This is a genomic window from Pseudomonas sp. BE134, assembly GCF_031456105.1.
GTDB lineage: Bacteria > Pseudomonadota > Gammaproteobacteria > Pseudomonadales > Pseudomonadaceae > Aquipseudomonas.
Genome location: NZ_JAVDUA010000002.1, coordinates 116,984 through 142,647 on the forward strand (window position 1 = coordinate 116,984; position 25,664 = coordinate 142,647).

Below are 25,664 nucleotides of genomic sequence, written 5' to 3' on the forward strand. Positions count from 1 at the left end.
CAGCTATAAGCGGCAAGCTTCAAGCGGCAAGTGAGTTCGCTTTTGCTTTAACTTGAGGCTTATAGCTTGAAGCTTGTAGCTGTAAAAAAGGGAGCCCCGTGGGGCTCCCTTTTTTATTTAACATTGACGGTGATCTTCTCCGACACGATCGGTGGATCAAACGGCATGTGGTTGCTGTCGCCCAGCTCCAGCTGCAAGGTGTGCTTGCCCGGGGTCAGCGTTACTTCGCCCTGGGTTTGCGCATTGCCGAAGTGCATGTGGTTGGCATCTTTGGGGATCGGCACACCGGCGGCCGGCAGTTCATCGACATCGATCAGCAAGTGGTGATGGCCGGTGTTCTTGGTGGTGTCGCCCGCGGGCGCAAGCGCAATGTTCTCGACGGCGAACTTGACGACGACGGTTTGCGGAACCGTAGCATCGTCCTTGGGAGAAACGATGGATACTTCAGCACCGGCTGGGGCCGGCGTAGCAGCACTGGCCAGTACCGAAACACCCATTAGCAGGCCAGCCAAAGCAGCACGAGACATAAACGTTTTCATTCTCTTCTCCAGTTTTTCCGTAAAATCCGCGTGACCATGACAACTTCATGGTCAATCGTTGTCGAAGGCTCTCGACAACCATAGCAAAGCGATCCTGAATCAGAGCATCGCGATAATGAATTCAAAGGAGTGACCATGCGTTTTCTGCCTGGGCTGATCTGCTTGCTACCCCTTCTGAGCCCTTTGGCTCATGCCGAACTGATTGATGACATAAACGACCGCGGCGAACTGCGTATTGCGCTGGAGGCCAATACACCGCCCTTCAATTTCAAGGATGAAGGCAAACTCACCGGGTTCGAAGTCGAGCTGGGTCAACTGCTGGCCAGCGAACTCGATGTCCGGGCCGACTTCGTCGTCACCGATTCGGGCGATCTATTGACCGGCGTAGAAAGCGGCAAGTACGACGTCGCCATCAATCACATAGCAATGACCCCGGATCTGAAAGATCGTTTCGATTTCAGCGAGCCTTACATTCAAACCAATACGCAATTGCTCGCGCAGAAAGATGAACCGCGCTCAATGCTTCTGGTGCAGTCTTTGACAGCCGAGAAGCCAAACGCCGCCTCACCCGTGAGCCTGGCGATTCCGTTTCAGAAAGGTAACCCGGCGTTTCATGCCAGCCTGGAAAACGCGCTGCAGCGGATCAAGGACGATGGCCGGATGGCAGCGCTGGAGAAGAAGTGGTTTGCGGCGGATGCGAGCGTGGCGCCGAAACCATAATTTCAGGCTGAATGAACAACCCTGTGGGAGCGAGCCTGCTCGCGATAGCGGTAGGCCAGTCAACAAAGAGGTTGAATGTTAGTCCGCTATCGCGAGCAGGCTCGCTCCCACAGGGGTTCAGTGTCAGTCGAAAGAACCCAGTGCTGCCGCCGCTTCGGGCAACTCCAGTTCGCTGAACACCTGCACGCCATGGCGCTTGAGCAACGCCGCCGTCACACCTTCGCCACTGACCTTCACGCCACTGAAGCTTCCGTCATACGTCAGCAAATTCCCGCAGGACGGGCTGTTGGCCTTGAGCACGGCGATGCGAATGCCGTGCTTTTGCACCAACTCCAGTGCCTGACAAGCCCCCGACAGAAACTCGGCACTGACATCCTCGCCTTTGGTGGTGATCACACGGGCGTGACCATCCAGCACTTCACCACCCTGCCCGCCGGGAATTTCCGCCGCGGCCCTGGGCGTCGGCAAGCCGCCGGCCACCTCAGGGCACAACGGCACGACCCGGCCTTCATCCAGCCACTGCTGAAGCTGATCGAAAGGCCCGCTGGCCCCGCCGTCGTAACGGACGCGGTGGCCCAGCAAGCATCGGCTTACCAGAATCTTTTGCATGATCAGAACGGCTCGTTACCCCGACGCCGGAACCAGCCGGTCAAGGACAGGCGATCCCGGGTGGCGGGCAGGACTTCGTGGGGCACTTCGCCCGACAGGAACACCACCAGGCATCCGCCGGTGGGCACGACATCGTATTGAACGCCTTCATCCAGATACATGCGCAACTGACCGCCGTGCTCGGGCAGCCAGGCGTCATTGAGGTACACCACCGCCGACACCATGCGCCGGTCGTCATCGCGGAAACGGTCGACGTGCTTAAGGTAGAACGCGCCAGGCGGGTACAGCGCGAAATGGCTTTCGAAATCTTCCAGGCCCAGAAACAAACTGCGGTTCATCGCTTCGCGCAGGCTGTCCATCAATGCCAGGTAGCTGTCGCATGCTTCGGCCTGACCGGGATCAATCCACTGGATATGGTCGCCACGAATCCCCTCGCGAACCTCCGACGAAGGGCCTCGACCCACGGCGGCTGGGGCCAGTTCACCCTCGGCTGCACGTTTACGGCACTCAGCCGCCAGCGCTCGGGTCAGATCCTGAGGAAGGAAAATATTCTGTTGCGACCAGCCGCATGCAACCAGGTCGTCAACGATACGTAACAGCAGCGGGTGATCCGAGGGTATTTGCATGCCGCGCATAGTATTCCTGTGCCTGAAAATCCGACAGAGCCACGCAGCGGGTTGATACGAATTCTCGACAAGTGCGGATGCCGCACGGAGAATAGTCGGCTGCTGACAGGAGTCCCTATGCGCCGGTTGCTTTTTTCACTGTTGATGTTCTGCGTTTTGCCCGCTTGGGCAGACGGCCACGACCAGTTGTATAAAGTCGCCGGCTGGCCAGAGCAACGCGCGCATTTCAACGACGCGCTCACGGCCGCACAACAACGCTACGAGAGCAGCCTGCCACCTGCGGTGTTTCAAGCGTTGGTCACCAACAGCAATCAGCGTTTCGCTGCCCAGTCCGTCGATCAGCGCGCCGAAGCACAATTGCGCAAGAGCCTGGCCGACCCAAAACCTGCACTGACCTTCTTCCAATCGCCCTTGGGCAAAAAAGTCGTGGCTGCCGAACTGTTGGCAACCCGGCGCGACCAATTGGCGAAAAACGCCAAGGGCCTACCGAAGATGCAGGCCAGTGACAGCCGTCAACTGATCATCGGCCACCTGGCCCAGGCGCTGCCCGCTCGAGAGGCGGGGGCTGAAGTCAGTCTCGCGATTGCCGGCGTCGCGGCCGACAGCCTCAGTTCAATGATCCCCGGCCTGCTGGGTGGCGGTCAGGCGCAAGGGATGTTGAACGGCCAGCGTCAGCGCCTGATGGACCAGATCGGCAGCGACCTGAACAACACGTTGCTCTATGTCTATCGCGACCTCTCGGATGACGAACTGGAAGAGTTCGCCACGTTTGCCGAATCCACCGAGGGCCAGGCTTATTACCAGGCGGCGCTGGCGGCGATTCGGGCGGGGTTGGCGGTAGGGCAAAGCACTTCGAACCTCAGCCAATAATTTTCGGCGCATGTGAATACCCCTTCGCGAGCAGGCTCGCTCCCACAGTTGAAATGCATTCCTCTGTGGGAGTGAGCCTGCCCGCGATGAGGCCATCAAAGCCACTAAACATTCCGGCCTTTGATCCGCTTGGTCAAAAACCCGAAATACTCCTCGCGCATCACCAGCGTCTCATTCGCCAGATGATGCCGCGCCTGCGGCAACATCAACACCTGAGGCCGATCGAACTTGGCCTTCAATACCCCAAGGTTATGCTCCCAATCCACCGTCATGTCTGCCTGTCCCTGCACGATCAGCGGCCGGCGCGGGCTGTTGGGGGCGGCCTCGATTTGCTTGATCCAGCGCGCCAACGCCCCGACCCACGCCGTTGGCAGACGCTGCGGCTGCAAAGGATCAGCTTGCAGGAACGGCAAGAAATCAGGGTCGTTGGAGTTTTCGCTAAAGCGCCGGGCGATGGCTTTGACGAACGGTTTGAGCAGGTAATAACTGAGCTTTGACCAACCCCAGGCACGCGGCCTGACCAAGGGCGACAGCAGGATGACCTGGCCTTGCGCGGGGCTGTTCGCACCTTGATTGAGTACATGATCGATCACGATCGCCCCGCCCGTGCTCTGCCCGCACAGGTGCCACGGTTGCGGCAGATCGATGGACAACGCCTCGGCGAACAAGCCTTCCAACGTGTCCTGATACTCGGCGAATTCCTTGATGCTCGCTCGCTCGCCGCTGGACAGACCATGCCCCGGCAGGTCACAGGCAATCACGGCAAAACCCTGATCCAGCGCCCACTCGATCACATGGCGATAGAGCCCGGTGTGATCGTAGAACCCGTGGAACATAAACAACGTCGCCTTCGCCCGCTCCGGCAACCAGAACTGACTGACCAATTCATAGCCATCGATCTCGAAACGCCCCAGGCCTGCGCGCAGCGTACGACCCGGAAAATCCAGGCCGTAAAAGCGTTGATACGCCATGGCCTCGGTCGACAGCGCTTGCCGTTCGGCCAATGGCCGCAGGCTGGCGCGCAAATGATCGGGGGCAAAAGTGGCTGACATGAAGGATTCCAGAGCGTTAAACAGACTTTATAGGCCTGCGATATTCATCTGTCGCAGCAAGCATGGCAAGCTAGCCGGCCTTCGAGGATTCAAACCCATGCGTCCGGCCTACCGCACCCCACTGCTTGCCAGCCTGCTCGCCCTCGTGTGCGCCGGCGCTTTGTGGGCCGCGTATGACTGGTTTCAAGGGCGTTACTTGCGCGCGTTCAGCGAACACACTGCGGTGTTTTCCGGCGACCCTTTGCGTCTGCCCGCAGAACTCGCCGGCCCCGGCGCCATCCGCCTGGTGCACTTCTGGGATCCGGCCTGCCCATGCAACGTCGGCAATCAACAACACTTGAGCGAACTGGTTGAGCGCTATGTGCCCCAGGGCATCGAGTTTTACGCCGTGCAAAAACCCGGCAGTCATGGCCAGCTTCCCGCCACGCTGAGCCGCCTGAAAACCATCAATGTGCTGCCGGGCGCCGAACAGATTCCGGCCAGCCCGGCCGTGGCAATCTGGGACCGCAGCGGCAACCTGGCCTATTTCGGTCCGTATAGCGAAGGCCTGACCTGCAATTCGAACAACAGCTTCATCGAACCCATTCTGCAAGCGCTGAGCGAAGGGCGCGCGGTGAGCGCAACCCATACACTGGCCATCGGCTGTTACTGCCCTTGGCCGGTGGACGTGAAGTAAGGCATTCCAGACTTTTGCAGGACCGCGACGCCCGACACAGAAGGTCTGTGTTACATGTTTGCAGCCCACACGGGCGGCAATCCAACAAGAACAAGGAGTCACCATGAAACGCGTCCTGACCGTACTTGCCTCGCTGGTCGTCGTGCTCGCCATCGGGGTCGGCGGCTACGTATACAGCAAGCAGCCGACGCGCCAGGGCCAGGTGGAGTTGCAGCGCCTGCAAGGTTCGGTGACGGTGCGCTATGACGAGCGCGGCGTACCGCATATCCGCGCGGAAAACGAAGCGGACCTCTACCGCACCCTCGGCTATGTACAGGCCCAGGACCGCCTGTTCCAGATGGAGGCCATGCGGCGTCTGGCCCGTGGTGAACTGGCGGAAATCCTCGGCCCGAAACTGATCGACACCGACAAACTGTTCCGCAGCCTGCGCATCCGCGAACGTGCCGCGAGCTACGTGGCCGCGCTGGATCGGCAATCGCCGGCATGGAAGGGCCTGGAAGCCTATCTGGACGGCATCAATCAATATCAGGACACGCATGCGGCGCCCGCCGAGTTCGACGTGCTGGGCATCCACAAGCGCCCGTTCACGGCCGAAGACAGCATCAGCGTCGCCGGTTACATGGCGTACAGCTTTGCCGCAGCGTTTCGCACCGAACCCTTGCTGACGTTTGTGCGCGACCGATTGGGCGCCGACTACCTGAACATCTTCGAGCTCGACTGGCAGCCCAAAGGCGTGCTGGCCAAGGGGCCCTCCAAATCGGCATCGGCGCTGTCCGCCGCTGACTGGAAGGACCTGAACGCCCTCGCCCGCCTGAGCGAACAGGCGCTGGCCGACAATGGCCTGCCACAGTTCGAGGGCAGCAACGCCTGGGTGATTGCCGGCAACCGCACGAAAAGCGCCAAGCCACTGCTGGCAGGCGATCCGCATATTCGCTTTGCCGCGCCGGCAGTCTGGTACGAGGCGCAACTCTCGGCGCCGGGCTTTGAGCTCTACGGCCACCATCAGGCGTTGGTGCCGTTTGCATTTTTGGGCCACAACCAGGATTTCGGCTGGAGCCTGACCATGTTCCAGAATGACGATCTGGACCTGATCGCCGAGAAGACCAACCCGGACAACCCCAATCAGGTCTGGTATCACGGTAACTGGGTGGACATGGTCAACACCGAGCAGCAGATCGCCGTGAAGGGTCAGGAAGCGGTCAAGCTGACGCTGCGTCAATCGCCCCACGGCCCGATCATCAACGACGCACTCGGCACGGCGGCCGGCAAGACGCCGGTGGCCATGTGGTGGGCGTTCCTTGAAACACCGAACCCGATTCTCGAAGGCTTCTACCAGCTCAACCGCGCCGACACGCTGGCCAAGGCTCGCACCGCGGCCGCCAAGGTCCAGGCGCCGGGGTTGAACATTGTCTACGCCAACGCCAAGGGCGACATCGGCTGGTGGGCTTCGGCGCTGCTGCCTAAACGCGCGCCCGGGTCGAAGCCCGGTTTCATCCTCGACGGCAGCACCAATCAGGCGGACAAGGAAGGCTTCCACCCGTTCAGCGCCAACCCGCAGGAAGAAAACCCGGCACGCGGCTACATCGTCTCGGCCAACTTCCAGCCCCTGTCGCCGACCGGCATGGAAATTCCCGGCTACTACAACCTCGCCGATCGCGGTCAGCAGCTCAATCACCAGCTCAGCGACAAAAATGTGAAATGGGACATCGACGCCAGCAAGAAGCTGCAACTGGGCACCACCACTGCCTACGGTCCCCGTCTGTTGGCGCCATTGTTGCCGGTGATGCGTGAAGTCGTGAGCGATCCCGCCGAACTCAAACAGGTGGAACAATTGGCGCAATGGAAAGGCGACTACCCGCTCGACTCCACCAGCGCCACGCTGTTCAACCAGTTCCTGTTCAACTTGGCTGACGCAACGATGCACGATGAGCTGGGGAATGATTTCTTCGAGACCTTGCTCTCGACCCGGGTGATCGACGCCGCACTGCCACGGTTGGCTGCCACGCCTGATTCACCGTGGTGGGACAATCGCAACACCCTCGACAAGGAAACCCGGGGCGATACGGTCAAGGTGGCCTGGCAGGCAAGCATGGCCCACCTCAAGACCACCCTGGGTACGGATTCGGCGCAGTGGCAATGGGGAAAGGCGCATACCCTGACCCATGGCCATCCACTGGGCATGCAAAAACCGCTGGATCGGGTCTTCAACGTCGGGCCGTTCGCCGCACCCGGTACGCATGAAGTGCCGAACAACCTCTCGGCCAAAATCGGTCCGGCGCCCTGGCCAGTGACCTACGGCCCGTCGACGCGGCGTCTGGTCGACTTTGCCGACCCGGCTCACAGCCTCACCATCAACCCGGTCGGTCAGAGCGGCGTACCGTTCGACAGTCACTACGATGACCAAGCCGAGGCGTATGTCGAAGGGGTTTACTTTGAGGCGCATTTCAACGACGAAGAAGTCACGGCCAATACCCACAGCACGTTGAAGTTTTTGCCGGCGCGGGCTGCGCCCTAGATCTTCGGCGACTGGACGACCGCTTTCGCGAGCAGGCTCGCTCCCACATTGGATCGAGTCTGTCTGAGCAACTCGGTCATCTGTGGGAGCGAGCCTGCTCGCGAAGGGGCCTTCAAACCATTGCGGAAAAATTCCGCCTGAACTGCCACGGCGTCACCCCCAGCCTTCGATTGAAAACAGTACGCATGTGCTGGGCATCACGAAACCCACATTGATAAGCGACGGTCTTGAGCGGCGAATGCGTGCTCTCCAGCAGCACTCGCGCCGCGTCCACCCTCGCCCGCTCGACGAACTCCGCCGGGGTGATTTTTGCTTCCTTGGCAAACACCCGGGAAAAGTTGCGCGTGCTCATGTTGGCCGCATACGCCAGGTCAGCGAGGGCCAGGTCGCCGGTGAGGTTGGCCAACACATAGAGCTGAACCATCGCCACCACAGAAGTGGGTTCGGCGTGGGGCATGAGAAACGGGCTGAACTGAGATTGCCCGCCCGAACGCTGAGTGAACACCACCAGACGCTTGGCCACGTTTAGCGCAACGTCCGGCCCGTGGTCCCTGGCCAGTAAATACAACGACAAGTCGATCCCCGCGGTGACACCGGCCGAGGTATAGAGCTCGCCGTCCTGCACGTACAAGCGATCCGCCTCGACCCGGGTCGACGGACACATGTGTGCCAGCGCGGCAGCGTCGCCCCAGTGGGTCGTCACGGTTCGTCCATCCAGCAGTCCGGCCCGGGCGAGTATGAACGCGCCGTTGCAGATTGAGCCGAAGCGTTGCGCCCGGGCGCAGGCACCCCGCAGCCAGGCATCGAACGCGCCGCCAAAATCCATGAACGGCAACTGCGGCCCACCGGCCACCAGCAGCAAGTCATACGCCTCCAGCGCTTCACTGAAATGCGCGTGAGCATTGAGCGACAAACCGTTGGAACACGACATCACCCCGCGCCCGACGCCAATCACCTCCAATCGATAGTGGTCTTGCGGTTCGAGGAAGCGATTGGCTTCAGAAAACACATCCATGGGACCGGTGACGTCGAGGGACTGAACGCCGGAGAAGATCACGATGGCGATGGTTTTACTCATGGAAACAAACGCCCTCTATGGGTTGATGCCGCTGCTATGGCAAACACAAAACCTGTGGGAGCCGGGCTTGCCCTAATGCCAGTCAGTTAAGCCAAACCGCACTTTGTAGCAGCTGGCGAAGCCTGCGTTCGGCTCGGGCCGCGTTCGGACGTAGCAGTCGTGAAACCTGAGTTTGCGGTCTTCCTGAAACACCGCATCGCCTGATTTCACGACTGCTGCGTCCGAACGCGGCCCGAGCCGAACGCAGGCTTCGCCAGCTGCTACGTACAGTGTTATGGCTTAACTGATCGGCATTAGGGCTTGCCCGCGATGGCGGAGTGTCAGTCACCACACATGTCGGCTGGAAGACTGCCATCGCGGGCAAGCCCGGCTCCCACATGGACTGTGCACAACCTGCGACGTCATCAAACTTAGCCAATCCCCGCACAACAAGCGAGGTTGGCGCGATATGCAGGTTCATTGGCAAGGATCGCAGCCATGCGATCGATTGTCCGCTGTAAGGGTCAGGCACAGACTTTGTCCATCAGCGCCGCCACGGTGCAAGCCGGACACCACCTTCGGCACGGTGAATGCGGATGTGCTGGTGGACAGTCTGGCGGGGTTCAAGCCGATGAACTTCGTCGAGTTCATCCGCAAATCCCCTTGGTTGACATGAAGCCACAGGGGATTGGGGTTACTGATCGTTCCTACGCTCTGCGTGGGAATGCAGCCCGGGACGCTCCGCGTCCCATCCAGAGCCGAACGCGGAGCGTCCGAGGAAGCATTCCCACGCGGAGCGTGGGAACGATCAACCCAACATTGCGTTTAAGCCGCTTCCGGCGCCTGCGCGCGGCGCACGTCCGGTTGTTTCCAGGAGTCGGCAGCGCTTTCCTCGATGGCTTGCTGAATCGCACGCTTGCGGCTTTCTTCGGCGCGGCGGCTGAAGAACCAGACCAGGAAGGTCACGATCGACACCGCCAGCAGAATCAGGCTGGCCACGGCGTTGATCTCAGGCTTGACGCCCAGACGCACCGCCGAGAACACTTCCATCGGCAAGGTCGTGGAACCCGGCCCCGACACGAAGCTCGCCAGCACCAGGTCATCCAGCGACAGGGCGAACGACATCATGCCGCCCGCCGCCAGCGACGGTGCAATCATCGGGATGGTGATCAGGAAGAACACCTTCCACGGCCGTGCACCGAGGTCCATGGCCGCCTCTTCGATGGACAGGTCCAGCTCACGTAAACGTGCCGACACCACCACCGCCACATACGCCGCACAGAAGGTCGTATGCGCGATCCAGATAGTGATGATGCCGCGTTCCTGTGGCCAACCGATCATCTGCGCCATGGCCACGAACAGCAGCAACAGCGAAAGACCGGTGATCACTTCCGGCATCACCAGCGGCGCGGTCACCAAACCACCGAACAGCGTGCGACCCTTGAAGTGAGTGATACGGGTCAGCACGAACGCCGCCAGCGTACCGAGCGCGACCGCTGCAATCGCCGTATAGCAGGCAATTTCCAGCGAGCGCACCACCGAGCCCATCAGTTGCGTGTTATCGAGCAGGCCGACGTACCACTTGATCGACCAGCCGCCCCACACTGTCACCAGTTTCGAGGCGTTGAACGAATAGATCACCAGGATCAGCATCGGGGCGTAGATAAACAGCAGGCCGAATACCAGCATCAGGCTGGAGAATCTGAAGCGCTTCATTATTTGCCCTCCATTTCTTTGGCCTGACTACGGTTGAACAGGATGATCGGCACAATCAGGATCGCCAGCATCACCACCGCCAGGGCGGATGCCACCGGCCAGTCGCGGTTATTGAAGAACTCTTGCCACAGCACTTTACCGATCATCAGGGTTTCCGGACCGCCGAGCAGTTCCGGGATCACGAACTCGCCCACCACCGGAATGAACACCAGCATGCAGCCGGCGATGATGCCGTTCTTGGACAGCGGAATGGTGATCTTCCAGAAGCTGTTGAAGGTGCTCGAACCAAGGTCGGAGGCGGCTTCCAGCAAACTGTTGTCGTGCTTCACCAGGTTGGCGTAAAGCGGCAGGATCATGAACGGCAGATAGGAGTAAACGACACCAATGTAGACGGCGAGGTTGGTATTGAGGATCTGTAGTGGTTCATCAATCCAGCCCATGCTCATCAGGAAACCGTTGAGCAGACCGTTGTTGCTGAGGATGCCCATCCACGCATACACGCGGATCAGGATCGCGGTCCAGGTCGGCATCATGATCAGCAGCACCAGCACCGTTTGCATCTCTTTACGGGCACTGGCGATGGCGTAGGCCATGGGGTAACCGATCAGCAGGCAAAGGACGGTGCTGATCAGCGCCATCTTCAACGAGCCGAGGTAGGCTGCGATGTACAACTCGTCGTCGCCGAGCATCGCGTAGTTGCCGAGGTTGAGCAGCAACTGCAATTTCTGTTCGGCGAAGCTGTAGATTTCGGTGTACGGCGGAATGGCGACGTCGGCTTCGGCGAAGCTGATCTTCAAGACGATGAAGAACGGCAACATGAAGAACATGAACAGCCAGATGAACGGAACCCCGATGACCAACTGGCGGCCACCGGGAATTATTCGATTGAGGCGGCGTTTGAATTTGCGCATGTTCATGAGCGAAGTACCACGCCGCTGTCGTCTTCCCAGTACACGTAAACCTGGTCACCCCAGGTTGGACGCGCGCCACGGCGCTCGGCGTTGGCGACGAACGACTGGACGATCTTGCCGCTTGGCAATTCGACGTAGAACACCGAGTGACCGCCGAGGTAGGCAATGTCGTGCACCTTGCCGCTGGACCAGTTGTATTCGCAGGTCGGCTGCGTCGGCGTCACCAGCAGTTTTTCCGGACGGATCGCGTAGGTCACGGATTTGTCCTGCACCGAGGTGCTGATGCCGTGGCCCACATAGATCTGGCGGTCCAGGTCCTTGCAGGTGATGGTCGCGTGACCTTCGGCGTCGTCGATCACTTCACCGTCGAAGATGTTGACGTTGCCGATGAACTCGCAGACCAGGCGGCTGGTCGGAGTTTCGTAGATGTCGATCGGGCTGCCGATCTGGGCGATCCAGCCCAGGTGCATGATCGCGATGCGCTCGGCCATGGTCATGGCCTCTTCCTGGTCGTGGGTCACCATGACGCAGGTTACGCCGACGCGCTCGATGATCTCGACCAGCTCAAGCTGCATCTGCGAACGCAGCTTTTTGTCCAGCGCACCCATCGGTTCATCGAGCAGCAACAGCTTCGGTCGCTTGGCCAGCGAACGCGCCAGTGCCACACGTTGACGCTGGCCACCGGACAACTGATGCGGCTTGCGCTTGGCGAACTGGCTCATCTGCACCAGCTTGAGCATGTCGGCCACACGCGCGTCGACTTCAGACGCGGGCAACTTGTCCTGCTTGAGGCCGAACGCGATGTTCTGCGCCACGGTCATGTGCGGGAACAAGGCATATGACTGGAACATCATGTTGATCGGCCGCTCGTACGGCGGCATGTCGGTGATGTCGACGCCGTCGAGGAAAATGCGCCCTTCGGTCGGTCGTTCGAAGCCGGCAAGCATCCGCAGCAGAGTGGATTTGCCCGAACCCGAGCCGCCGAGCAGGGCGAAAATCTCGCCTTTCTTGATTTCCAGGGACACATCGTCCACGGCAATCGTCTCGTCGAACTTTTTCGTGACCCGGTCGATTTTGACCAACACCTGTTTAGGTGTCTGGTCGCCCTCGAGGGCTTTCTTATAGGCGCCGGAGGCAACTGCCATTTACGAAACTCCCAGAAAAAAAGAGTGCAGTTCGCTCAAGGTGAGCCAACCTTGGATAGTTTGAGCCCTGAAGCTATTTACCCGACTTGACCTTGGTCCAGCTGCGGGTCATCAAACGTTGAATGTTTGGTGGTAACTCGATTGACACGTAGGTCTTGTCGAGGACTGCTTGCGGTGGATAGACCGACTCGTCGGTGCGGATGGACTGTTCCATCAGTTTGTCCGAGCCGGGGTTGGGGTTCGCATAGCCAACAGAATCGCTGACCTGTGCGATCACCTCGGGTTTCAACAAATAGTTGATGAAGGCGTGTGCCTCTTTGACGTTGGCCGAATCCTTTGGAATCGCCAGCATGTCGAACCACAGCGCACCACCCTCTTTGGGAATGGTGTAGGCAACATTGACGCCTTTGCCGGCTTCTTCCGCACGGGCCTTGGCCTGGAACATGTCACCGGAGAAACCGATGGCGATGCAGATGTCGCCATTGGCCAGATCCGCGATGTACTTGGACGAATGGAAGTACGTCACATAAGGCCGCACCGCCAGCAACTTGGCTTCAGCTTTTTTGTAATCTTCGGGGTTGGTGCTGTTGGCGTTCAGGCCCATGTAGTTGAGGACCGTCGGCATCATTTCATCGGCAGAATCGAGGAACGCTACGCCACAGCTTTGGAGCTTCTTGATGTTCTCCGGTTCAAACAGCACGCTCCATGAATCGATCGAATCGACACCCAGCACCGCCTTGATCTTGTCGACGTTGTAACCGATGCCGTTAGTGCCCCACAGATAGGGCACTGCGTACTGATTACCCGGATCGTTTTGCTCCAGACGCTTGAGCAGCACCGGATCAAGGTTGGAATAGTTGGTCAGCTTGGACTTGTCGAGTTTCTGGAAAGCACCCGCCTTTATCTGCTTGCCGAGGAAGTGGTTGGACGGCACGACCACGTCGTAACCGGTACGCCCGGCCAGCAACTTGCCTTCGAGCGTTTCGTTGGAATCGAAGACGTCATAAACCGGCTTGATGCCGGTCTCTTTCTGGAAATCCGCCAGGGTGGTCGGGCCGATGTAATCCGACCAGTTATAAATATGCACAGTGCCGGCGGCCTGGACACTAACGGCAAGCGTCAGCCCGGCGCCAATCAGCATGGCATTGCGAAACAAAGAAAAAACTGGCAAGTGGAGGTCCTCTAAAATGAGTTGGGCTCAAGTTGCCCCGCGTTACATGACAGCCATGGCTGCCCGGCAACAAAACCGGCGCGCAACTTACCCTCGAAAAACCGTTCCAGCAAACTTTATGAAGTTCTGTGGCAGCTGCCGCAGGCTGCGTTCAACTGCGAAGCCTTTGTGCTGTTGAAAAAGCGGAGGCCCTTCGGACCTCAACGCAGCCTTCGGCAGCTGCTACAGAGTTTTACTTCTTATTTACCGGACTTGATCTTGGTCCAGCTGCGAGTCAGCAGACGCTGGGTCGCGGCCGGCAAGTCGGCAATTGCGTACAGCTTGGCGAGCACGTCCGCTGGCGGGTAGATGCCTGGATCGCTGGTGATGTCTTTATCAACCAACGGTGTGGCGGCCGCGTTTCCGTTCGGGAAGCGCACGGCGTTGGTGATTTCAGCCATGATTTCCGGCTTCTGCAGGAAGGTCATGAACTTGTAGGCGCCTTCGACGTTTTCGGCATCTTTAGGGATGGCGACCATGTCATAGAAGCTGCCAGCACCTTCTTTCGGAATGTTGTAGCTGACTTTCACCTTGTCACCGGCTTCAGCCGCGCGGGATTTGGCCTGGTAAATGTCACCCGAATAACCCACGGCTACGCAGATGTTGCCGTTGGCCAGGTCAGAGATGTACTTGGACGAGTGGAAGTAAGCGATCGAAGGACGGACCTTCATGATCAGCGCTTCGGCTTTGTCGATGTCTTCTTTCTTCTGGCTGTCGGTTGGCAGGCCCAGGTAGTGCAACGCCACCGGAATCATCTCGGTTGGCGAGTCCAGCAAGCTGATACCGCACGACTTCAGCTTGGCAGCGTTTTCAGGTTTGAAGATCAGGTCCCAGGAATCGGTCGGTGCGTCGGCACCCAGTGCAGCCTTGACCTTCTCGGCGTTGTAACCGATACCGATCGAACCCCACATGTACGGGAAGGCGTGTTCGTTGCCCGGGTCACTCACCGATACCGCTTTGAGCAGGTCAGGGTTCAGGTTTTTCCAGTTAGGCAGCTTGGACTTGTCCAGCTTCTGGTAAACACCGGCCTTGATTTGCTTGGCCAGGAAGTTGTTCGACGGCACGACGATGTCGTAACCGGACTTGCCGGCCAGCAACTTGGCTTCCAGGGTTTCGTTACTGTCGAAGACGTCGTAGACCACTTTGATGCCCGACTCGTCTTCGAACTTCTTGACGGTGTCCGGCGCGATGTAGTCGGACCAGTTGTAGACGTGAAGAACCTTGTCGTCCGCCTGAACTGCACCCGCCATCACGCCCATCAGGGACATGGCGAGAAGGGTCTTGCCAGCTATCTTCATACCTAATGCCTTCATCGGTAATGCTCCAATTTTTTCTTTTTAACCACGTGCTCAGCGGCCTGTTACTGGGCATCTGAAACAACCGGTAGTCTGGCAAGATCCAAGGCAGGCTTTCAAGGAAAGACCCTCCTTTGTTTGCTCTGAGCGAAATGTAACGTCACACCCGCTCAGAGCCTAGCACTTAGCCCTGCAGCGCACTCAGGGTCAGGTCCAGACACTTGCGTGCCTTGGCCACCAACTCATCGATTTCAGCCGGTGTAATCACCAGTGGCGGAGCAATGATCATGGTGTCGCCCACGGCGCGCATGATCAGGCCGTTGTCGAAGCAGAACTGGCGGCAAATCATGCCGACGCCCTTGCCTTCGTAACGTGTGCGAGTGGCTTTGTCCTGAACCAGTTCAATGGCCCCCAACAGACCGACCCCGCGCACTTCCCCCACCAGCGGGTGATCGTTCAGTTCCCGCAGACGCTTTTGCAAATAAGGTGCCGTTTCTGCATGAACGCGCTCGACAATTTTTTCTTCGCGCAGGATGCGGATGTTTTCCAGCGCCACCGCGGCGGCCACCGGGTGACCGGAGTACGTGAAACCGTGGTTGAAATCGCCGCCTTCGTTCAGCACCTCGACCACTTCGTCACGCACGATCAGACCACCCATAGGGATGTAGCCGGAGGTCAGGCCTTTGGCGATAGTCATCATGTCGGGCTTGAGGTCGTAGTAATCGGTACCAAACCACTCACCGGTGCGGCCAAAACCACAAATCACTTCGTCCGCCACGAACAAAATGTCGTATTTGGCGAGGATTTCCTTGATGCGCGGCCAGTAGGTGTCTGGCGGAATGATCACGCCGCCGGCACCCTGGATCGGCTCGGCAATAAAGGCACCGACGTTGTCCACGCCGACTTCCAGAATTTTCTCTTCCAGCTGATTGGCCGCCCAGACACCGAACTCTTCAGGCGTCATGTCACCGCCTTCGGTGAACCAGTACGGCTGTGCGATGTGGACGATGCCCGGAATCGGCAAGTCGCCTTGTTCGTGCATGTACGTCATGCCACCCAGGCTCGCGCCGGCCACGGTGGAACCGTGATAACCGTTCTTGCGGCTGATGATGACTTTCTTCTTCGGCTGGCCCTTGATTGCCCAGTAGTGACGAACCATACGCAGCATGGTGTCGTTGCCTTCCGAACCCGAACCGGTGAAGAACACATGGTTCATGCCTTCTGGTGCGATGTCGGCAATGGCCTTGGCCAGTTCCAGTACCGGCGGGTGAGCGGTCTGGAAGAACAGGTTGTAGTAAGGCAGTTCGCGCATTTGCTTGCTGGCGGCATCCGCCAGTTCATCACGACCGTAACCGATCGCTACGCACCACAGGCCGGCCATGCCGTCGAGGATCTTGTTGCCTTCGCTGTCCCACAGGTAAACGCCCTTGGCGTTCGTGATGATCCGCGGGCCTTTCTCTTTCAGCTGTTTGAAATCGCTGAACGGGGCCAGGTGGTGATCGTTGCTCAGGGTTTGCCATTCACGGGTTTGCGGATTATTGCTGGTCATACAAATCTCCTAAAAAAATCAGGTGAAAGCGCCGCCCGACGACGACGGCGCCCGGCGTATCAGACGGCGAATAGCAGGAACTCGCGCTCCCACGAACTGATCACGCGCTTGAAGTTTTCATGCTCGGCCCGCTTGACCGCGACGTAGCCAGTGATGAATTTTTTGCCCAGGTATTTCTCGATGGTCGCGCTGTTTTCCATGCGTTCCAGCGCGTCCTCGATGGTCAGCGGCAGGCGCAGGTTGCGGCGTTCATAGCCACGGCCCACCACCGGCGCGCTCGGGTTAAGGCCTTCGACCATGCCGATGTAGCCGCAGAGCAGGCTCGCGGCAATCGCCAGGTACGGGTTGGCGTCGGCGCCCGGCAGGCGGTTTTCCACCCGACGGTTTTGCGGCCCGGCATCCGGAACCCGCAGGCCCACGGTGCGATTTTCTTCGCCCCACTCCACGTTCACCGGTGCCGAGGTGTCCGGCAGGAAGCGGCGGAACGAGTTCACGTTAGGGGCGAACAACGGCAACAACTCGGGGATCAGTTTCTGCAAGCCACCGATGTGATGCAGGAACAGTTGGCTCATGCTTCCGTCTTCATTGGAGAAGACGTTCTTGCCGGTTTCGATGTCGATGATGCTCTGGTGCAAGTGCATCGCACTGCCCGGCTCGCCGGTCATGGGCTTGGCCATGAAAGTCGCCGCCACGTCATGCTTGAGCGCGGCTTCGCGCATGGTGCGTTTGAACACCAGGATCTGGTCGGCCAGGGACAAGGCATCGCCGTGACGGAAGTTGATTTCCATCTGCGCCGTGCCGTCCTCGTGGATCAACGTATCGAGGTCCAGCTCCTGCAATTCGCACCAGTCGTAGACGTCTTCGAACAGCGGGTCGAATTCGTTCGCCGCTTCAATCGAGAACGACTGACGACCGATTTCCGGACGCCCGGAACGGCCAACCGGGGGTTGCAGCGGGTAATCGGGGTCGTCGCTGCGCTTGGTCAGGTAGAACTCCATTTCCGGCGCCACGATGGGCTGCCAGCCGCGGTCGGAATAGAGTTTGAGGACCTTCTTGAGCACGTTGCGTGGCGACAGCTCGATCGGGTTGCCTTGCTTGTCGTAGGTATCGTGGATCACCTGGGCGGTCGGCTCGATGGCCCACGGCACGAGGAATACGGCGTTCTGGTCGGGGCGGCAGATCATGTCGATGTCGGCCGGGTCGAGCAGTTCGTAATAGATGTCGTCTTCGACATAGTCGCCGGTCACGGTCTGCAACAGAACGCTTTCAGGCAGGCGCATGCCTTTTTCAGCGATGAACTTGTTGGTCGGCGAGATCTTGCCACGGGTAATCCCGGTCAAGTCGGCGATCATGCATTCGACTTCTGTGATCTTGTGGTCTTTCAACCAATCGGTGAGCTGGTCGAGGTTGTTACTCATAAATGCCTCTAGGCGTTGAGTTTCCTGCCGCTTGCTTGCGTCAGGCAATGGTTGACGCATCGGCGTCGCGTTGAAACGGGTGTGTTCGTCAGGCTATCGTGATTTTTTCCGCATCGTGCAGCAAACGCCGGGCGTGCAGCATCACTAGCGATTGTCGGGCCGCTATTGTGAATCGGTTCTATATTGAATGAAGTAACCGTAATGGGGGTGCCATCAAGGCCGTCCAGAATATCGGACGGAGACAGTCTATCCGTCATGGATGACAGGATTACCGTCAGGTCCGCAGCCGCTGAGGGCACTGCGCGGACGCAGGTGTCGCCACTGATGTGATAAGCATGCAGACCGATCTGCGTAGAGCAGTCGGTGACGCCGATTAACGGCAGGCGAGACATGAAGCACCCCGGTATTATTGGTGTTATGGGTTTGAATCGAGCTTAGCCTTGTTCATTTTTTTACACAACACCCCCGTAAAAAATACAACACGCCCCGCTCAAGCCTGCGGTAGCCAAAGCGTTCAAAGGCATAAAAACGCCCCAAAGTGCCTCAAAAAAGCCTTACGAGCGCTTTTTTAGGGCAAAAAAGGCCTCGCTTGACTTCGGCATGCCGTTCGGGTTGACTGGAATCCGAAGAGATCAATGATTGATATTTTTAACAACAAAGGTGTTGCATCATGTCGGTACCCCCGCGTGCCGTTCAGCTTAACGAAGCGAACGCGTTCCTTAAGGAACATCCTGAGGTTCTGTACGTTGACCTTCTGATTGCGGATATGAATGGTGTGGTGCGCGGCAAGCGCATTGAACGCACCAGCCTCCACAAGGTTTACGAGAAAGGCATCAACCTGCCGGCCTCTCTATTTGCTCTGGATATCAATGGTTCGACGGTGGAAAGCACCGGCCTGGGCCTGGACATCGGTGATGCCGACCGAATCTGCTATCCAATCCCTGACACCCTGTGCAACGAGCCTTGGCAGAAGCGCCCTACCGCGCAACTGTTGATGACCATGCACGAAATCGAAGGTGACCCCTTCTTCGCGGATCCCCGTGAAGTCCTGCGTCAAGTGGTCGCCAAGTTCGACGAGATGGGTCTGACCATCTGCGCAGCCTTCGAACTGGAGTTCTACCTGATCGACCAGGAGAACGTGAACGGCCGTCCACAACCGCCACGCTCGCCAATCTCCGGCAAACGCCCGCATTCGACACAGGTCTATCTGATCGACGACCTCGACGAATACGTCGACTGCCTCCAGGACATTCTGGAAGGTGCGAAAGAGCAAGGCATCCCTGCCGACGCGATCGTCAAGGAAAGCGCCCCGGCGCAGTTCGAAGTCAACCTGCACCACGTGGCCGACCCGATCAAGGCCTGCGACTACGCAGTCTTGCTCAAGCGTCTGATCAAAAACATCGCCTACGACCATGAAATGGACACCACCTTCATGGCCAAGCCCTACCCGGGCCAGGCGGGCAACGGTCTGCACGTCCATATTTCGATTCTTGATAAAGATGGCAAAAATATTTTTGCCAGCGAGGATCCCGAGCAGAACGCCGCACTGCGTCACGCGATCGGCGGTGTGCTCGAGACCCTGCCGGCGCAGATGGCTTTCCTCTGCCCGAACGTCAACTCCTACCGTCGTTTCGGCGCGCAGTTCTACGTGCCGAACTCGCCATGCTGGGGACTGGACAACCGCACCGTGGCGATTCGCGTTCCGACCGGTTCCTCCGATGCCGTGCGCATCGAACACCGTGTTGCCGGCGCCGATGCCAACCCGTACCTGCTGATGGCTTCGGTCCTGGCAGGCGTGCATCACGGCCTGACCAACAAGATCGAGCCGGGCGCCCCCGTTGAAGGCAACTCCTACGAGCAGAACGAGCAAAGCCTGCCGAATAACCTGCGCGATGCATTGCGCGAGCTGGACGACAGCGAAGTCATGGCCAAGTACATCGATCCGAAGTACATCGATATCTTCGTGGCCTGCAAGGAAAGCGAGTTGGAGGAGTTCGAACACTCCATCTCCGACCTTGAGTACAACTGGTACCTGCATACCGTTTAAGCGGTTGCAGTAAAAAAGAACGCCGTCGACTGATAAGGCCGACGGCGTTTTTTTATGGCCGCCTGCGGCGGATCGCCAGCAGGCTAGCTCCCACAGGGATTACCTGGGTACACGGAATTTATGTTCACTGGAGATCAACTGTGGGAGCGAGCCTGCTCGCGATGGCGTCTTGGCAGACAACACACAACCCTGCTCGTACAATGCCCCCTGCCCCGCAGGAGACTTCAATGACCCGACTCGCCACCCCACGCAAACCCCGCGCCCGCAGCCAGGCGCGGATTGATTCGATTCTCGATGCTGCCCGCACGCTGCTGGCCGCCGAGGGCGTGGGCAGTCTGTCGATTTACAGTGTCGCCGAGCGCGCGGAGATTCCGCCCTCCTCCGTCTACCACTTCTTCGCCAGCGTACCGGCGCTGCTCGAAGCGCTGACCGCCGACGTCCACGCCGCGTTCCGCGCCTGCCTGCAAGCGCCTATCGATCATGAGGCGCTCTGCGGCTGGCGTGACCTGTCACGCCTGGTGGAGCAACGCATGCTCGCGATCTACAGCGAAGACGCCGCCGCCCGCCAGTTGATCCTCGCCCAGCATGGCCTGACCGAAGTCACCCAGGCCGACCGCCAGCACGACATCGAACTGGGCGACCTGATGCACAAGCTCTTCGATCACCACTTCGAATTGCCCAAGCTGCCAACCGACGTCGACGTATTTGCATTGGCCATGGAACTGGGCGACCGCGTCTACGCCCGCTCGGTGCAGCAACACGGGCAGATCACCCCGCGCATGGCCGAGGAAGGGATGCGGGTGTTTGATGCCTATTTAGGGCTGTACTTGCCGCCGTATTTGTCGAAGCGCGCCGCGCTATGATCGTTCCCACGCTCCGCGTGGGAATGCCTCAACGGACGCTCCGCGTTCGACCTTTGGGACGCTGAGCGTCCCGGGCTGCATTCCCACGCAGAGCGTGGGAATGATCTATGAAACACACATGCACGCCTTACAACTTGGCGATCGACACTTCAGTGGATTTCACGAACGCAATCACTTCACTGCCCACCACCAGTTCCAGCTCTTTGACCGAGCGCGTGGTGATCACCGAAGTGACGATGCCCGACGCAGTTTGCACGTCGATTTCCGACAGCACGTCACCCAGTACGATTTCCTTGATGGCGCCTTTGAATTGGTTGCGAACGTTAATGGCTTTGATGGTCATGTGATTTCTCCTGAGGTCGAAATGAGCTTGCAACTTGCCGCTGCTTCTAATGCGCCCAACGCAATTGCGTAGGCAAGGGTGATACGGGTTCCGGTTCCGGCGGTTCACCGGGCAGTGCGAGCACACGATTAAGCACTTGGGTTTCCAGCGCCGCCAGCCGATGCGAGCCGCGAACCCGAGGGCGCGGCAGCTCCACCAGCAGGTCGAGGCCGACTTCGCCCTCTTCGATCAGGATCACCCGATCGGCAATCGCCACCGCTTCACTGACGTCGTGGGTGACCAGCAACACGGTGAAGCCATGCTTCTGCCAGAGCCGTTCGATCAGTTGCTGCATTTCAATTCGGGTCAGGGCATCCAGCGCACCCAGCGGTTCGTCGAGCAACAGCAAACGCGGTTGATGGATCAGCGCGCGAGCCAGGGCCACACGCTGCTTCTGTCCGCCGGACAAGGCGGCAGGCCATTCATTGGCGCGATCAGCCAGACCGACGGACTCTAGCGCTTCCAGTGCTTGCGGCCGCCAGTTGCCCTTGAGCCCGAGGCCGACGTTGTCGATGACCTTTTTCCAGGGCAGCAAACGCGCTTCCTGAAACATCAAACGGGTGTCTTCTCGCGCGTCACTCAGCGGCGCAGCGCCAGCGAGCAATACACCGCCCGTGGGTTGGTCGAGACCGGCCAGCAGGCGCAGCAAGGTACTTTTTCCGCATCCGCTACGACCGACCACGGCGACAAACTGGCCCGCCGGAATGTGCAGATCGATCTCACGCAGCACTTGCCGCGAGCCAAAGGTTTTTTGCAGTTTGCGCACCACCAGCGGAATCCCGCGCAGCAGGCGTGGAGGTTGTTGAGCCGTCATGCCGCACCTCCTTTGGCAACCTGATAAGCCGGATGCCAGCGCAGCCACACACGCTCAAGACCACGGGCCGCGAGGTCGGCCAGCTTGCCGAGTACCGCGTACAGCAGAATCGCCAGTACCACCACATCAGTCTGCAAAAACTCCCGGGCATTCATCGCCAGATAACCGATACCGGAACTGGCGGAGATGGTTTCCGCGACGATCAGCGTCAGCCACATGAAGCCCAGTGCGAAACGCACGCCGACCAAAATTGAAGGCAACGCGCCCGGCAGAATCACCTGGCGAAACAGGCTGAAGCCGGACAAGCCATAACTGCGTGCCATCTCCACCAGTGCCGGGTCGACGTTGCGAATGCCGTGATAGGTGTTGAGGTAAATCGGGAACAACGTGCCCAGCGCAACCAGAAAAATCTTCGCCGACTCGTCGATGCCGAACCACAAAATCACCAGCGGAATCAGTGCCAGGTGCGGCACGTTGCGGATCATCTGCACCGAACTGTCGAGCAGGCGTTCGCCCCATTTCGACAGGCCGGTGATGAAGCCCAGCGCCAGACCGATACCGCCACCGATGGTGAAGCCCAGCGCGGCGCGCCAGCCGCTGATTGCCAAGTGCGTCCAGATTTCACCGCTGCTCACCAGGCTTACACCGGCTTCGATCACCGCGATGGGTGCCGGCAGAATCCGTGTCGACAACCAGCCTGCCGACACCGACAACTGCCACACCGCCAGCAGCAACACCGGCAACGCCCAGGGCGCGAGACTGTGGGTAATTTTCTTCATGGCGCGCCTCAGCTCTGGGACGCGGCTTTGGGAAGAATGTCGTTGGCCACCATTTCACCGAACGGGCTGACGTAACCTGCGCTTTTCGGCAACTCGGGACGCTCGATGTCGAGGTGCGGGAACAGCAATTCGGCTACGCGGTACGACTCTTCAAGGTGTGGATAACCGGAGAAGATGAAGGTGTCGATGCCCAAGTCCGCGTATTCCTTCACGCGAGCCGCCACGGTCGGACCGTCGCCAACCAATGCCGTACCGGCACCGCCACGCACCAGCCCGACACCGGCCCACAGGTTAGGGCTGACTTCCAGGTTGTCACGGCTGCCACCATGCAGGGCGGCCATGCGCTGCTGGCCGACGGAATCGAAGCGCGCCAGAGAAGCCTGAGCGCGGGCGATGGTGTCGTCGTCCAGGTGCGAGATCAGTTTGTCAGCCGCTTGCCACGCCTCGGCATTGGTCTCGCGAACGATCACATGCAGGCGGATACCGAAGCGCACGGTACGACCGAGCTTCGCGGCTTTGGCGCGCACTTGCTCGATCTTCTCGGCGACAGCGGCCGGTGGTTCGCCCCAGGTCAGGACCATTTCCACTTGCTCTGCCGCGAGATCCTGCGCCGCTTCCGACGAGCCGCCGAAGTACAGTGGCGGACGCGGTTGCTGGATCGGCGGATAGAGCAACTTCGCCCCTTTCACACTGATGTGCTGGCCGTCGTAATCAACGGTTTCGCCTTCCAGCACACGACGCCAGATGCGGGTGAATTCCACCGAGGCCTGATAGCGCTCTTCGTGGCTGAGGAACAAGCCATCGCCGGCCAGTTCTTCCGGATCACCGCCGGTCACCAGGTTAAACAGCGCACGCCCACCCGACAGACGATCCAGGGTCGCCGCCTGACGCGCTGCCACCGTCGGGGAAATGATCCCGGGGCGCAGGGCGACAAGGAATTTCAAACGCTGGGTCACCGGGATGAGCGATGCGGCCACCAGCCATGAGTCTTCGCAAGAGCGACCGGTAGGAATCAGCACGCCGCCGAAACCCAGACGATCCGCCGCTTGCGCGACTTGTTGCAGGTAACCGTGGTCGACGGCGCGAGCGCCTTCGGCGGTGCCAAGGTAATGGCCGTCGCCGTGGGTAGGCAGGAACCAGAAAATATTGAGGCTCATGGAGTGGTCTCCTAAGGGAATCGGATTACTGCGCTTTGGTTACTGAGCTTTGGGCAACAGTTGCCGGTGGCGTCCAGATCACGTCTTTGATGCTCAATTGCTTCGGAATCAGCTTGAGCTGATAGAAGCTGTCGGCGACTTTCTGTTGGGCGGCAACGACTTCAGGCGTGAGGAATATCGCGCCGAAGCCTTGGCGCTTCATTGAGGTCAGGGTGATGTCCGCTGGCAGACCGAGCAGGGGCGAAACCTGTTGAGTGACGTCTTCAGGATTGGCTTTGGCCCATTCACCGACTGCGCGCACTTCTTCGACAAGGGTCTTGATCACCTCGGGATTTTTCTGCGCGTAAGGCTTGGTGGCGAGGTAGAACTGATGGTTGTCGACGATGCCCTGGCCATCGCGCAGGGTGTGCGCTTGCAGTTGCTGTTCGGCGGCCGCCTGGTACGGATCCCAGATCACCCAGGCGTCGACGCTGCCACGCTCGAACGCGGCGCGGGCATCGGCCGGTGGCAGGAACACAGTCTGGATGTCGGTGTATTTGAGGCCGGCGTCTTCAAGCGCGCGGACCAGCAGGTAGTGAACGTTGGAGCCCTTGTTGAGCACGACTTTCTTGCCCTTGAGGTCCTTCACCGATTTGATCGGCGAGTCCTTCGGCACCAGGATTGCTTCGGCGTGCGGTGCAGGCGGTTCGTAGGCGACGTAGAGCAAATCGGCGCCGGCAGCCTGGGCAAATACTGGCGGGGTTTCACCCGTGACACCAAAGTCGATGGAGCCGACATTCAGGCCTTCGAGCAGTTGCGGGCCACCAGGGAATTCCGTCCATTGCACGTCCACGCCTTGGGCGGCGAGGCGTTTTTCCAATGTGCCTTTGGCTTTGAGCAGCACCAGGGTGCCGTACTTTTGATAACCGATTCGCAACGTCTCGGCTTGAGCTTGAGTAATGGCGCCGAAGGACACAGCCGCAACAAACAGAGCGACCAGACCACGACGCAAAATGACAGTGCGCATAGCGCTCTCCTTTTTGCAGTTGGGTTTTGGCTGCACCTGCTTGGCCGTTGGCGGCTGAGTAAGGTGAGTAGATCAATTTCGGGGGAGGCTTAAATGCTCCAGCGAGCACTCAACAAACGTTCATTCAACAGGTTTGGGTCGAGAGGTTTGGGTCGTCTCGCCATGGCGCTGAAAAACTGCTCCAGCGCTTCATTCAATCGTTGTGCAAGCTGCGGCGCCAATTGCGCCTGGGCGCTGCCTTCGCCGTAGGCGATCTGGCTGTCTTCGGCAAAAATTCCCTGCAGCATTTCCTGGGCTTTCAACGCCGACAGCACTGGCTTGAGCGCGTAATCCACCGCCAGCATGTGGGCGATGCTGCCGCCCGTGGCCATCGGCAACACGACTTTATGGTGGAGTGCTCGTTCGGGCAGCAGGTCCAGCACGGTTTTCAGTGCGCCCGAGAACGACGCCTTGTAAACCGGTGTGGCAATCAACAGGCCGTCGGCGTTTTCAATCTGTTGCAGCAGGTCGATGATCTTGGGGCTGTCAAAGCGTGCATGCAGCAAGTCTTCCGCCGGGAAGTCCCGAACCTGGTAACTCACCACTTCCACACCTTGCTCTTGTAACCAGCGTTGGGAGCGTTCCAGCAGCACCCCGGAACGGGAACGTTGGCTGGGACTGCCACCGAGTGAGACGACCAGCATTCAGATGATTCCTTGAACGGTGTTG

24 protein-coding genes and 2 pseudogenes are annotated in these 25,664 nt (G+C 59.3%); 7 read left to right on the top strand and 19 right to left on the bottom strand.

Annotated features, from left to right (window positions below; all coding sequences use genetic code 11):
- Positions 1-113: 113 nt before the first annotated feature.
- On the bottom strand, positions 114-539 hold the full coding sequence (locus J2Y56_RS02600; RefSeq protein ID WP_310348499.1) for a DUF4399 domain-containing protein: 426 nt from the start codon (positions 537-539) through the stop codon (positions 114-116).
- Between the two features lie 135 nt (positions 540-674).
- Between J2Y56_RS02600 and J2Y56_RS02605 the strand changes: the two genes are divergently transcribed.
- A complete protein-coding gene (locus tag J2Y56_RS02605) occupies positions 675-1,259 on the top strand; it encodes a transporter substrate-binding domain-containing protein (RefSeq protein WP_007945576.1) in 585 nt (194 codons plus the stop codon).
- Between the two features lie 123 nt (positions 1,260-1,382).
- On the opposite strand, the gene J2Y56_RS02610 is transcribed toward J2Y56_RS02605, so the two are convergent.
- Positions 1,383-1,868 carry a DUF523 domain-containing protein gene (locus J2Y56_RS02610; protein ID WP_310348500.1) on the bottom strand — a complete coding sequence of 162 codons (486 nt, stop codon included), beginning with the start codon at positions 1,866-1,868 and terminating at the stop codon, positions 1,383-1,385.
- A gap of 2 nt (positions 1,869-1,870) precedes the next feature.
- Positions 1,871-2,503 carry a 2OG-Fe(II) oxygenase gene (locus J2Y56_RS02615; RefSeq protein WP_310348502.1) on the bottom strand — a complete coding sequence of 211 codons (633 nt, stop codon included), beginning with the start codon at positions 2,501-2,503 and terminating at the stop codon, positions 1,871-1,873.
- A gap of 108 nt (positions 2,504-2,611) precedes the next feature.
- Here J2Y56_RS02615 and J2Y56_RS02620 point away from each other — a divergent pair, with 108 nt between their 5' ends.
- Positions 2,612-3,364 carry a DUF2059 domain-containing protein gene (locus tag J2Y56_RS02620; protein ID WP_007945579.1) on the top strand — a complete coding sequence of 251 codons (753 nt, stop codon included), beginning with the start codon at positions 2,612-2,614 and terminating at the stop codon, positions 3,362-3,364.
- A 104-nt stretch (positions 3,365-3,468) separates the two neighbouring features.
- Here the strand turns inward: J2Y56_RS02620 and J2Y56_RS02625 are convergent, their stop codons facing one another.
- Positions 3,469-4,416: an alpha/beta hydrolase gene (locus tag J2Y56_RS02625; RefSeq protein ID WP_310348504.1), complete on the bottom strand. Its 948-nt coding sequence runs from the start codon at positions 4,414-4,416 to the stop codon at positions 3,469-3,471.
- A 97-nt stretch (positions 4,417-4,513) separates the two neighbouring features.
- Here J2Y56_RS02625 and J2Y56_RS02630 point away from each other — a divergent pair, with 97 nt between their 5' ends.
- The gene (locus tag J2Y56_RS02630) at positions 4,514-5,092 is read left to right on the top strand and encodes a DUF6436 domain-containing protein (RefSeq protein ID WP_310333439.1); all 579 of its coding nucleotides are present in this window, start codon (positions 4,514-4,516) and stop codon (positions 5,090-5,092) included.
- A gap of 103 nt (positions 5,093-5,195) precedes the next feature.
- Positions 5,196-7,607: a penicillin acylase family protein gene (locus J2Y56_RS02635; RefSeq protein ID WP_310333438.1), complete on the top strand. Its 2,412-nt coding sequence runs from the start codon at positions 5,196-5,198 to the stop codon at positions 7,605-7,607.
- A 112-nt stretch (positions 7,608-7,719) separates the two neighbouring features.
- Here the strand turns inward: J2Y56_RS02635 and J2Y56_RS02640 are convergent, their stop codons facing one another.
- A complete protein-coding gene (locus J2Y56_RS02640; protein WP_310348507.1) occupies positions 7,720-8,685 on the bottom strand; it encodes a DJ-1/PfpI family protein in 966 nt (321 codons plus the stop codon).
- A 541-nt stretch (positions 8,686-9,226) separates the two neighbouring features.
- On the opposite strand from J2Y56_RS02640, the pseudogene J2Y56_RS02645 reads away from it, so the two are divergent.
- Positions 9,227-9,340 (top strand): annotated as a pseudogene (locus J2Y56_RS02645) (phosphohydrolase); the annotation flags it as partial.
- Positions 9,341-9,489: 149 nt separating this feature from the next.
- Here the strand turns inward: J2Y56_RS02645 and J2Y56_RS02650 are convergent.
- From J2Y56_RS02650 to J2Y56_RS02685, 8 genes and pseudogenes are all read right to left on the bottom strand, one after another.
- On the bottom strand, positions 9,490-10,380 hold the full coding sequence (locus tag J2Y56_RS02650; RefSeq protein WP_007942484.1) for an ABC transporter permease subunit: 891 nt from the start codon (positions 10,378-10,380) through the stop codon (positions 9,490-9,492).
- Positions 10,380-11,297, bottom strand: coding sequence for an ABC transporter permease subunit (locus tag J2Y56_RS02655; RefSeq protein WP_007942483.1), 918 nt, complete (start codon positions 11,295-11,297; stop codon positions 10,380-10,382). The genes J2Y56_RS02650 and J2Y56_RS02655 overlap by 1 nt, the downstream gene beginning before the upstream one ends.
- Complete coding sequence (locus tag J2Y56_RS02660) at positions 11,294-12,436, bottom strand: ABC transporter ATP-binding protein (protein ID WP_007942482.1); 1,143 nt, start codon at positions 12,434-12,436, stop codon at positions 11,294-11,296. The genes J2Y56_RS02655 and J2Y56_RS02660 overlap by 4 nt, the downstream gene beginning before the upstream one ends.
- A gap of 73 nt (positions 12,437-12,509) precedes the next feature.
- Entirely contained in the window at positions 12,510-13,607 is a 1,098-nt protein-coding gene (locus tag J2Y56_RS02665) for a polyamine ABC transporter substrate-binding protein (protein WP_310348510.1), read from the bottom strand.
- Positions 13,608-13,846: 239 nt separating this feature from the next.
- On the bottom strand, positions 13,847-14,944 hold the full coding sequence (locus J2Y56_RS02670; RefSeq protein ID WP_033048635.1) for a polyamine ABC transporter substrate-binding protein: 1,098 nt from the start codon (positions 14,942-14,944) through the stop codon (positions 13,847-13,849).
- A 181-nt stretch (positions 14,945-15,125) separates the two neighbouring features.
- Positions 15,126-16,490 carry an aspartate aminotransferase family protein gene (locus J2Y56_RS02675; protein ID WP_007942477.1) on the bottom strand — a complete coding sequence of 455 codons (1,365 nt, stop codon included), beginning with the start codon at positions 16,488-16,490 and terminating at the stop codon, positions 15,126-15,128.
- Between the two features lie 59 nt (positions 16,491-16,549).
- Entirely contained in the window at positions 16,550-17,908 is a 1,359-nt protein-coding gene (locus J2Y56_RS02680; protein ID WP_007942476.1) for a glutamine synthetase family protein, read from the bottom strand.
- A gap of 125 nt (positions 17,909-18,033) precedes the next feature.
- A pseudogene (locus J2Y56_RS02685) lies at positions 18,034-18,300 on the bottom strand (gamma-glutamyl-gamma-aminobutyrate hydrolase family protein); the annotation flags it as partial.
- A gap of 278 nt (positions 18,301-18,578) precedes the next feature.
- On the opposite strand from J2Y56_RS02685, the gene J2Y56_RS02690 reads away from it, so the two are divergent.
- The gene (locus J2Y56_RS02690) at positions 18,579-19,955 is read left to right on the top strand and encodes a glutamine synthetase family protein (protein ID WP_007942475.1); all 1,377 of its coding nucleotides are present in this window, start codon (positions 18,579-18,581) and stop codon (positions 19,953-19,955) included.
- 227 nt (positions 19,956-20,182) lie between these two features.
- Positions 20,183-20,818 (top strand): TetR/AcrR family transcriptional regulator, encoded by a 636-nt coding sequence (locus tag J2Y56_RS02695; RefSeq protein WP_310333433.1) that lies wholly within the window; start codon positions 20,183-20,185, stop codon positions 20,816-20,818.
- A 127-nt stretch (positions 20,819-20,945) separates the two neighbouring features.
- Here the strand turns inward: J2Y56_RS02695 and J2Y56_RS02700 are convergent, their stop codons facing one another.
- From J2Y56_RS02700 to ssuE, 6 genes are all read right to left on the bottom strand, one after another.
- Complete coding sequence (locus J2Y56_RS02700) at positions 20,946-21,161, bottom strand: molybdopterin-binding protein (RefSeq protein WP_007942473.1); 216 nt, start codon at positions 21,159-21,161, stop codon at positions 20,946-20,948.
- A 46-nt stretch (positions 21,162-21,207) separates the two neighbouring features.
- On the bottom strand, positions 21,208-22,014 hold the full coding sequence (gene ssuB, locus J2Y56_RS02705; protein ID WP_007942472.1) for an aliphatic sulfonates ABC transporter ATP-binding protein: 807 nt from the start codon (positions 22,012-22,014) through the stop codon (positions 21,208-21,210).
- Positions 22,011-22,793: an aliphatic sulfonate ABC transporter permease SsuC gene (gene ssuC, locus J2Y56_RS02710; RefSeq protein ID WP_007942471.1), complete on the bottom strand. Its 783-nt coding sequence runs from the start codon at positions 22,791-22,793 to the stop codon at positions 22,011-22,013. The genes ssuB and ssuC overlap by 4 nt, the downstream gene beginning before the upstream one ends.
- 8 nt (positions 22,794-22,801) lie before the next feature.
- The gene (gene ssuD / locus J2Y56_RS02715) at positions 22,802-23,950 is read right to left on the bottom strand and encodes an FMNH2-dependent alkanesulfonate monooxygenase (protein WP_077431082.1); all 1,149 of its coding nucleotides are present in this window, start codon (positions 23,948-23,950) and stop codon (positions 22,802-22,804) included.
- Between the two features lie 25 nt (positions 23,951-23,975).
- Positions 23,976-24,956 carry a sulfonate ABC transporter substrate-binding protein gene (locus tag J2Y56_RS02720; protein ID WP_310348513.1) on the bottom strand — a complete coding sequence of 327 codons (981 nt, stop codon included), beginning with the start codon at positions 24,954-24,956 and terminating at the stop codon, positions 23,976-23,978.
- An 89-nt stretch (positions 24,957-25,045) separates the two neighbouring features.
- On the bottom strand, positions 25,046-25,639 hold the full coding sequence (ssuE, locus tag J2Y56_RS02725; protein ID WP_007942468.1) for an NADPH-dependent FMN reductase: 594 nt from the start codon (positions 25,637-25,639) through the stop codon (positions 25,046-25,048).
- Between the last annotated feature and the right edge of the window lie 25 nt (positions 25,640-25,664).

What these genes read in the sequence shown, in the direction of transcription:
- J2Y56_RS02625 (WP_310348504.1), bottom strand. Translation starts at nt 4,416, where the DNA reads ATGTCAGCCACTTTTGCCCCCGATCATTTGCGCGCCAGCCTGCGGCCA.
- J2Y56_RS02640 (WP_310348507.1), bottom strand. Translation starts at nt 8,685, where the DNA reads ATGAGTAAAACCATCGCCATCGTGATCTTCTCCGGCGTTCAGTCCCTC.
- J2Y56_RS02630 (WP_310333439.1), top strand. Translation starts at nt 4,514, where the DNA reads ATGCGTCCGGCCTACCGCACCCCACTGCTTGCCAGCCTGCTCGCCCTC.
- J2Y56_RS02615 (WP_310348502.1), bottom strand. Translation starts at nt 2,503, where the DNA reads ATGCGCGGCATGCAAATACCCTCGGATCACCCGCTGCTGTTACGTATC.
- J2Y56_RS02695 (WP_310333433.1), top strand. Translation starts at nt 20,183, where the DNA reads ATGACCCGACTCGCCACCCCACGCAAACCCCGCGCCCGCAGCCAGGCG.
- J2Y56_RS02700 (WP_007942473.1), bottom strand. Translation starts at nt 21,161, where the DNA reads ATGACCATCAAAGCCATTAACGTTCGCAACCAATTCAAAGGCGCCATC.
- J2Y56_RS02620 (WP_007945579.1), top strand. Translation starts at nt 2,612, where the DNA reads ATGCGCCGGTTGCTTTTTTCACTGTTGATGTTCTGCGTTTTGCCCGCT.
- J2Y56_RS02690 (WP_007942475.1), top strand. Translation starts at nt 18,579, where the DNA reads ATGTCGGTACCCCCGCGTGCCGTTCAGCTTAACGAAGCGAACGCGTTC.
- J2Y56_RS02600 (WP_310348499.1), bottom strand. Translation starts at nt 539, where the DNA reads ATGAAAACGTTTATGTCTCGTGCTGCTTTGGCTGGCCTGCTAATGGGT.
- ssuE (WP_007942468.1), bottom strand. Translation starts at nt 25,639, where the DNA reads ATGCTGGTCGTCTCACTCGGTGGCAGTCCCAGCCAACGTTCCCGTTCC.
- J2Y56_RS02675 (WP_007942477.1), bottom strand. Translation starts at nt 16,490, where the DNA reads ATGACCAGCAATAATCCGCAAACCCGTGAATGGCAAACCCTGAGCAAC.
- J2Y56_RS02720 (WP_310348513.1), bottom strand. Translation starts at nt 24,956, where the DNA reads ATGCGCACTGTCATTTTGCGTCGTGGTCTGGTCGCTCTGTTTGTTGCG.
- J2Y56_RS02605 (WP_007945576.1), top strand. Translation starts at nt 675, where the DNA reads ATGCGTTTTCTGCCTGGGCTGATCTGCTTGCTACCCCTTCTGAGCCCT.
- J2Y56_RS02680 (WP_007942476.1), bottom strand. Translation starts at nt 17,908, where the DNA reads ATGAGTAACAACCTCGACCAGCTCACCGATTGGTTGAAAGACCACAAG.
- ssuD (WP_077431082.1), bottom strand. Translation starts at nt 23,950, where the DNA reads ATGAGCCTCAATATTTTCTGGTTCCTGCCTACCCACGGCGACGGCCAT.
- ssuB (WP_007942472.1), bottom strand. Translation starts at nt 22,014, where the DNA reads ATGACGGCTCAACAACCTCCACGCCTGCTGCGCGGGATTCCGCTGGTG.
- J2Y56_RS02610 (WP_310348500.1), bottom strand. Translation starts at nt 1,868, where the DNA reads ATGCAAAAGATTCTGGTAAGCCGATGCTTGCTGGGCCACCGCGTCCGT.
- J2Y56_RS02660 (WP_007942482.1), bottom strand. Translation starts at nt 12,436, where the DNA reads ATGGCAGTTGCCTCCGGCGCCTATAAGAAAGCCCTCGAGGGCGACCAG.
- J2Y56_RS02650 (WP_007942484.1), bottom strand. Translation starts at nt 10,380, where the DNA reads ATGAAGCGCTTCAGATTCTCCAGCCTGATGCTGGTATTCGGCCTGCTG.
- J2Y56_RS02655 (WP_007942483.1), bottom strand. Translation starts at nt 11,297, where the DNA reads ATGAACATGCGCAAATTCAAACGCCGCCTCAATCGAATAATTCCCGGT.
- J2Y56_RS02635 (WP_310333438.1), top strand. Translation starts at nt 5,196, where the DNA reads ATGAAACGCGTCCTGACCGTACTTGCCTCGCTGGTCGTCGTGCTCGCC.
- J2Y56_RS02670 (WP_033048635.1), bottom strand. Translation starts at nt 14,944, where the DNA reads ATGAAGATAGCTGGCAAGACCCTTCTCGCCATGTCCCTGATGGGCGTG.
- ssuC (WP_007942471.1), bottom strand. Translation starts at nt 22,793, where the DNA reads ATGAAGAAAATTACCCACAGTCTCGCGCCCTGGGCGTTGCCGGTGTTG.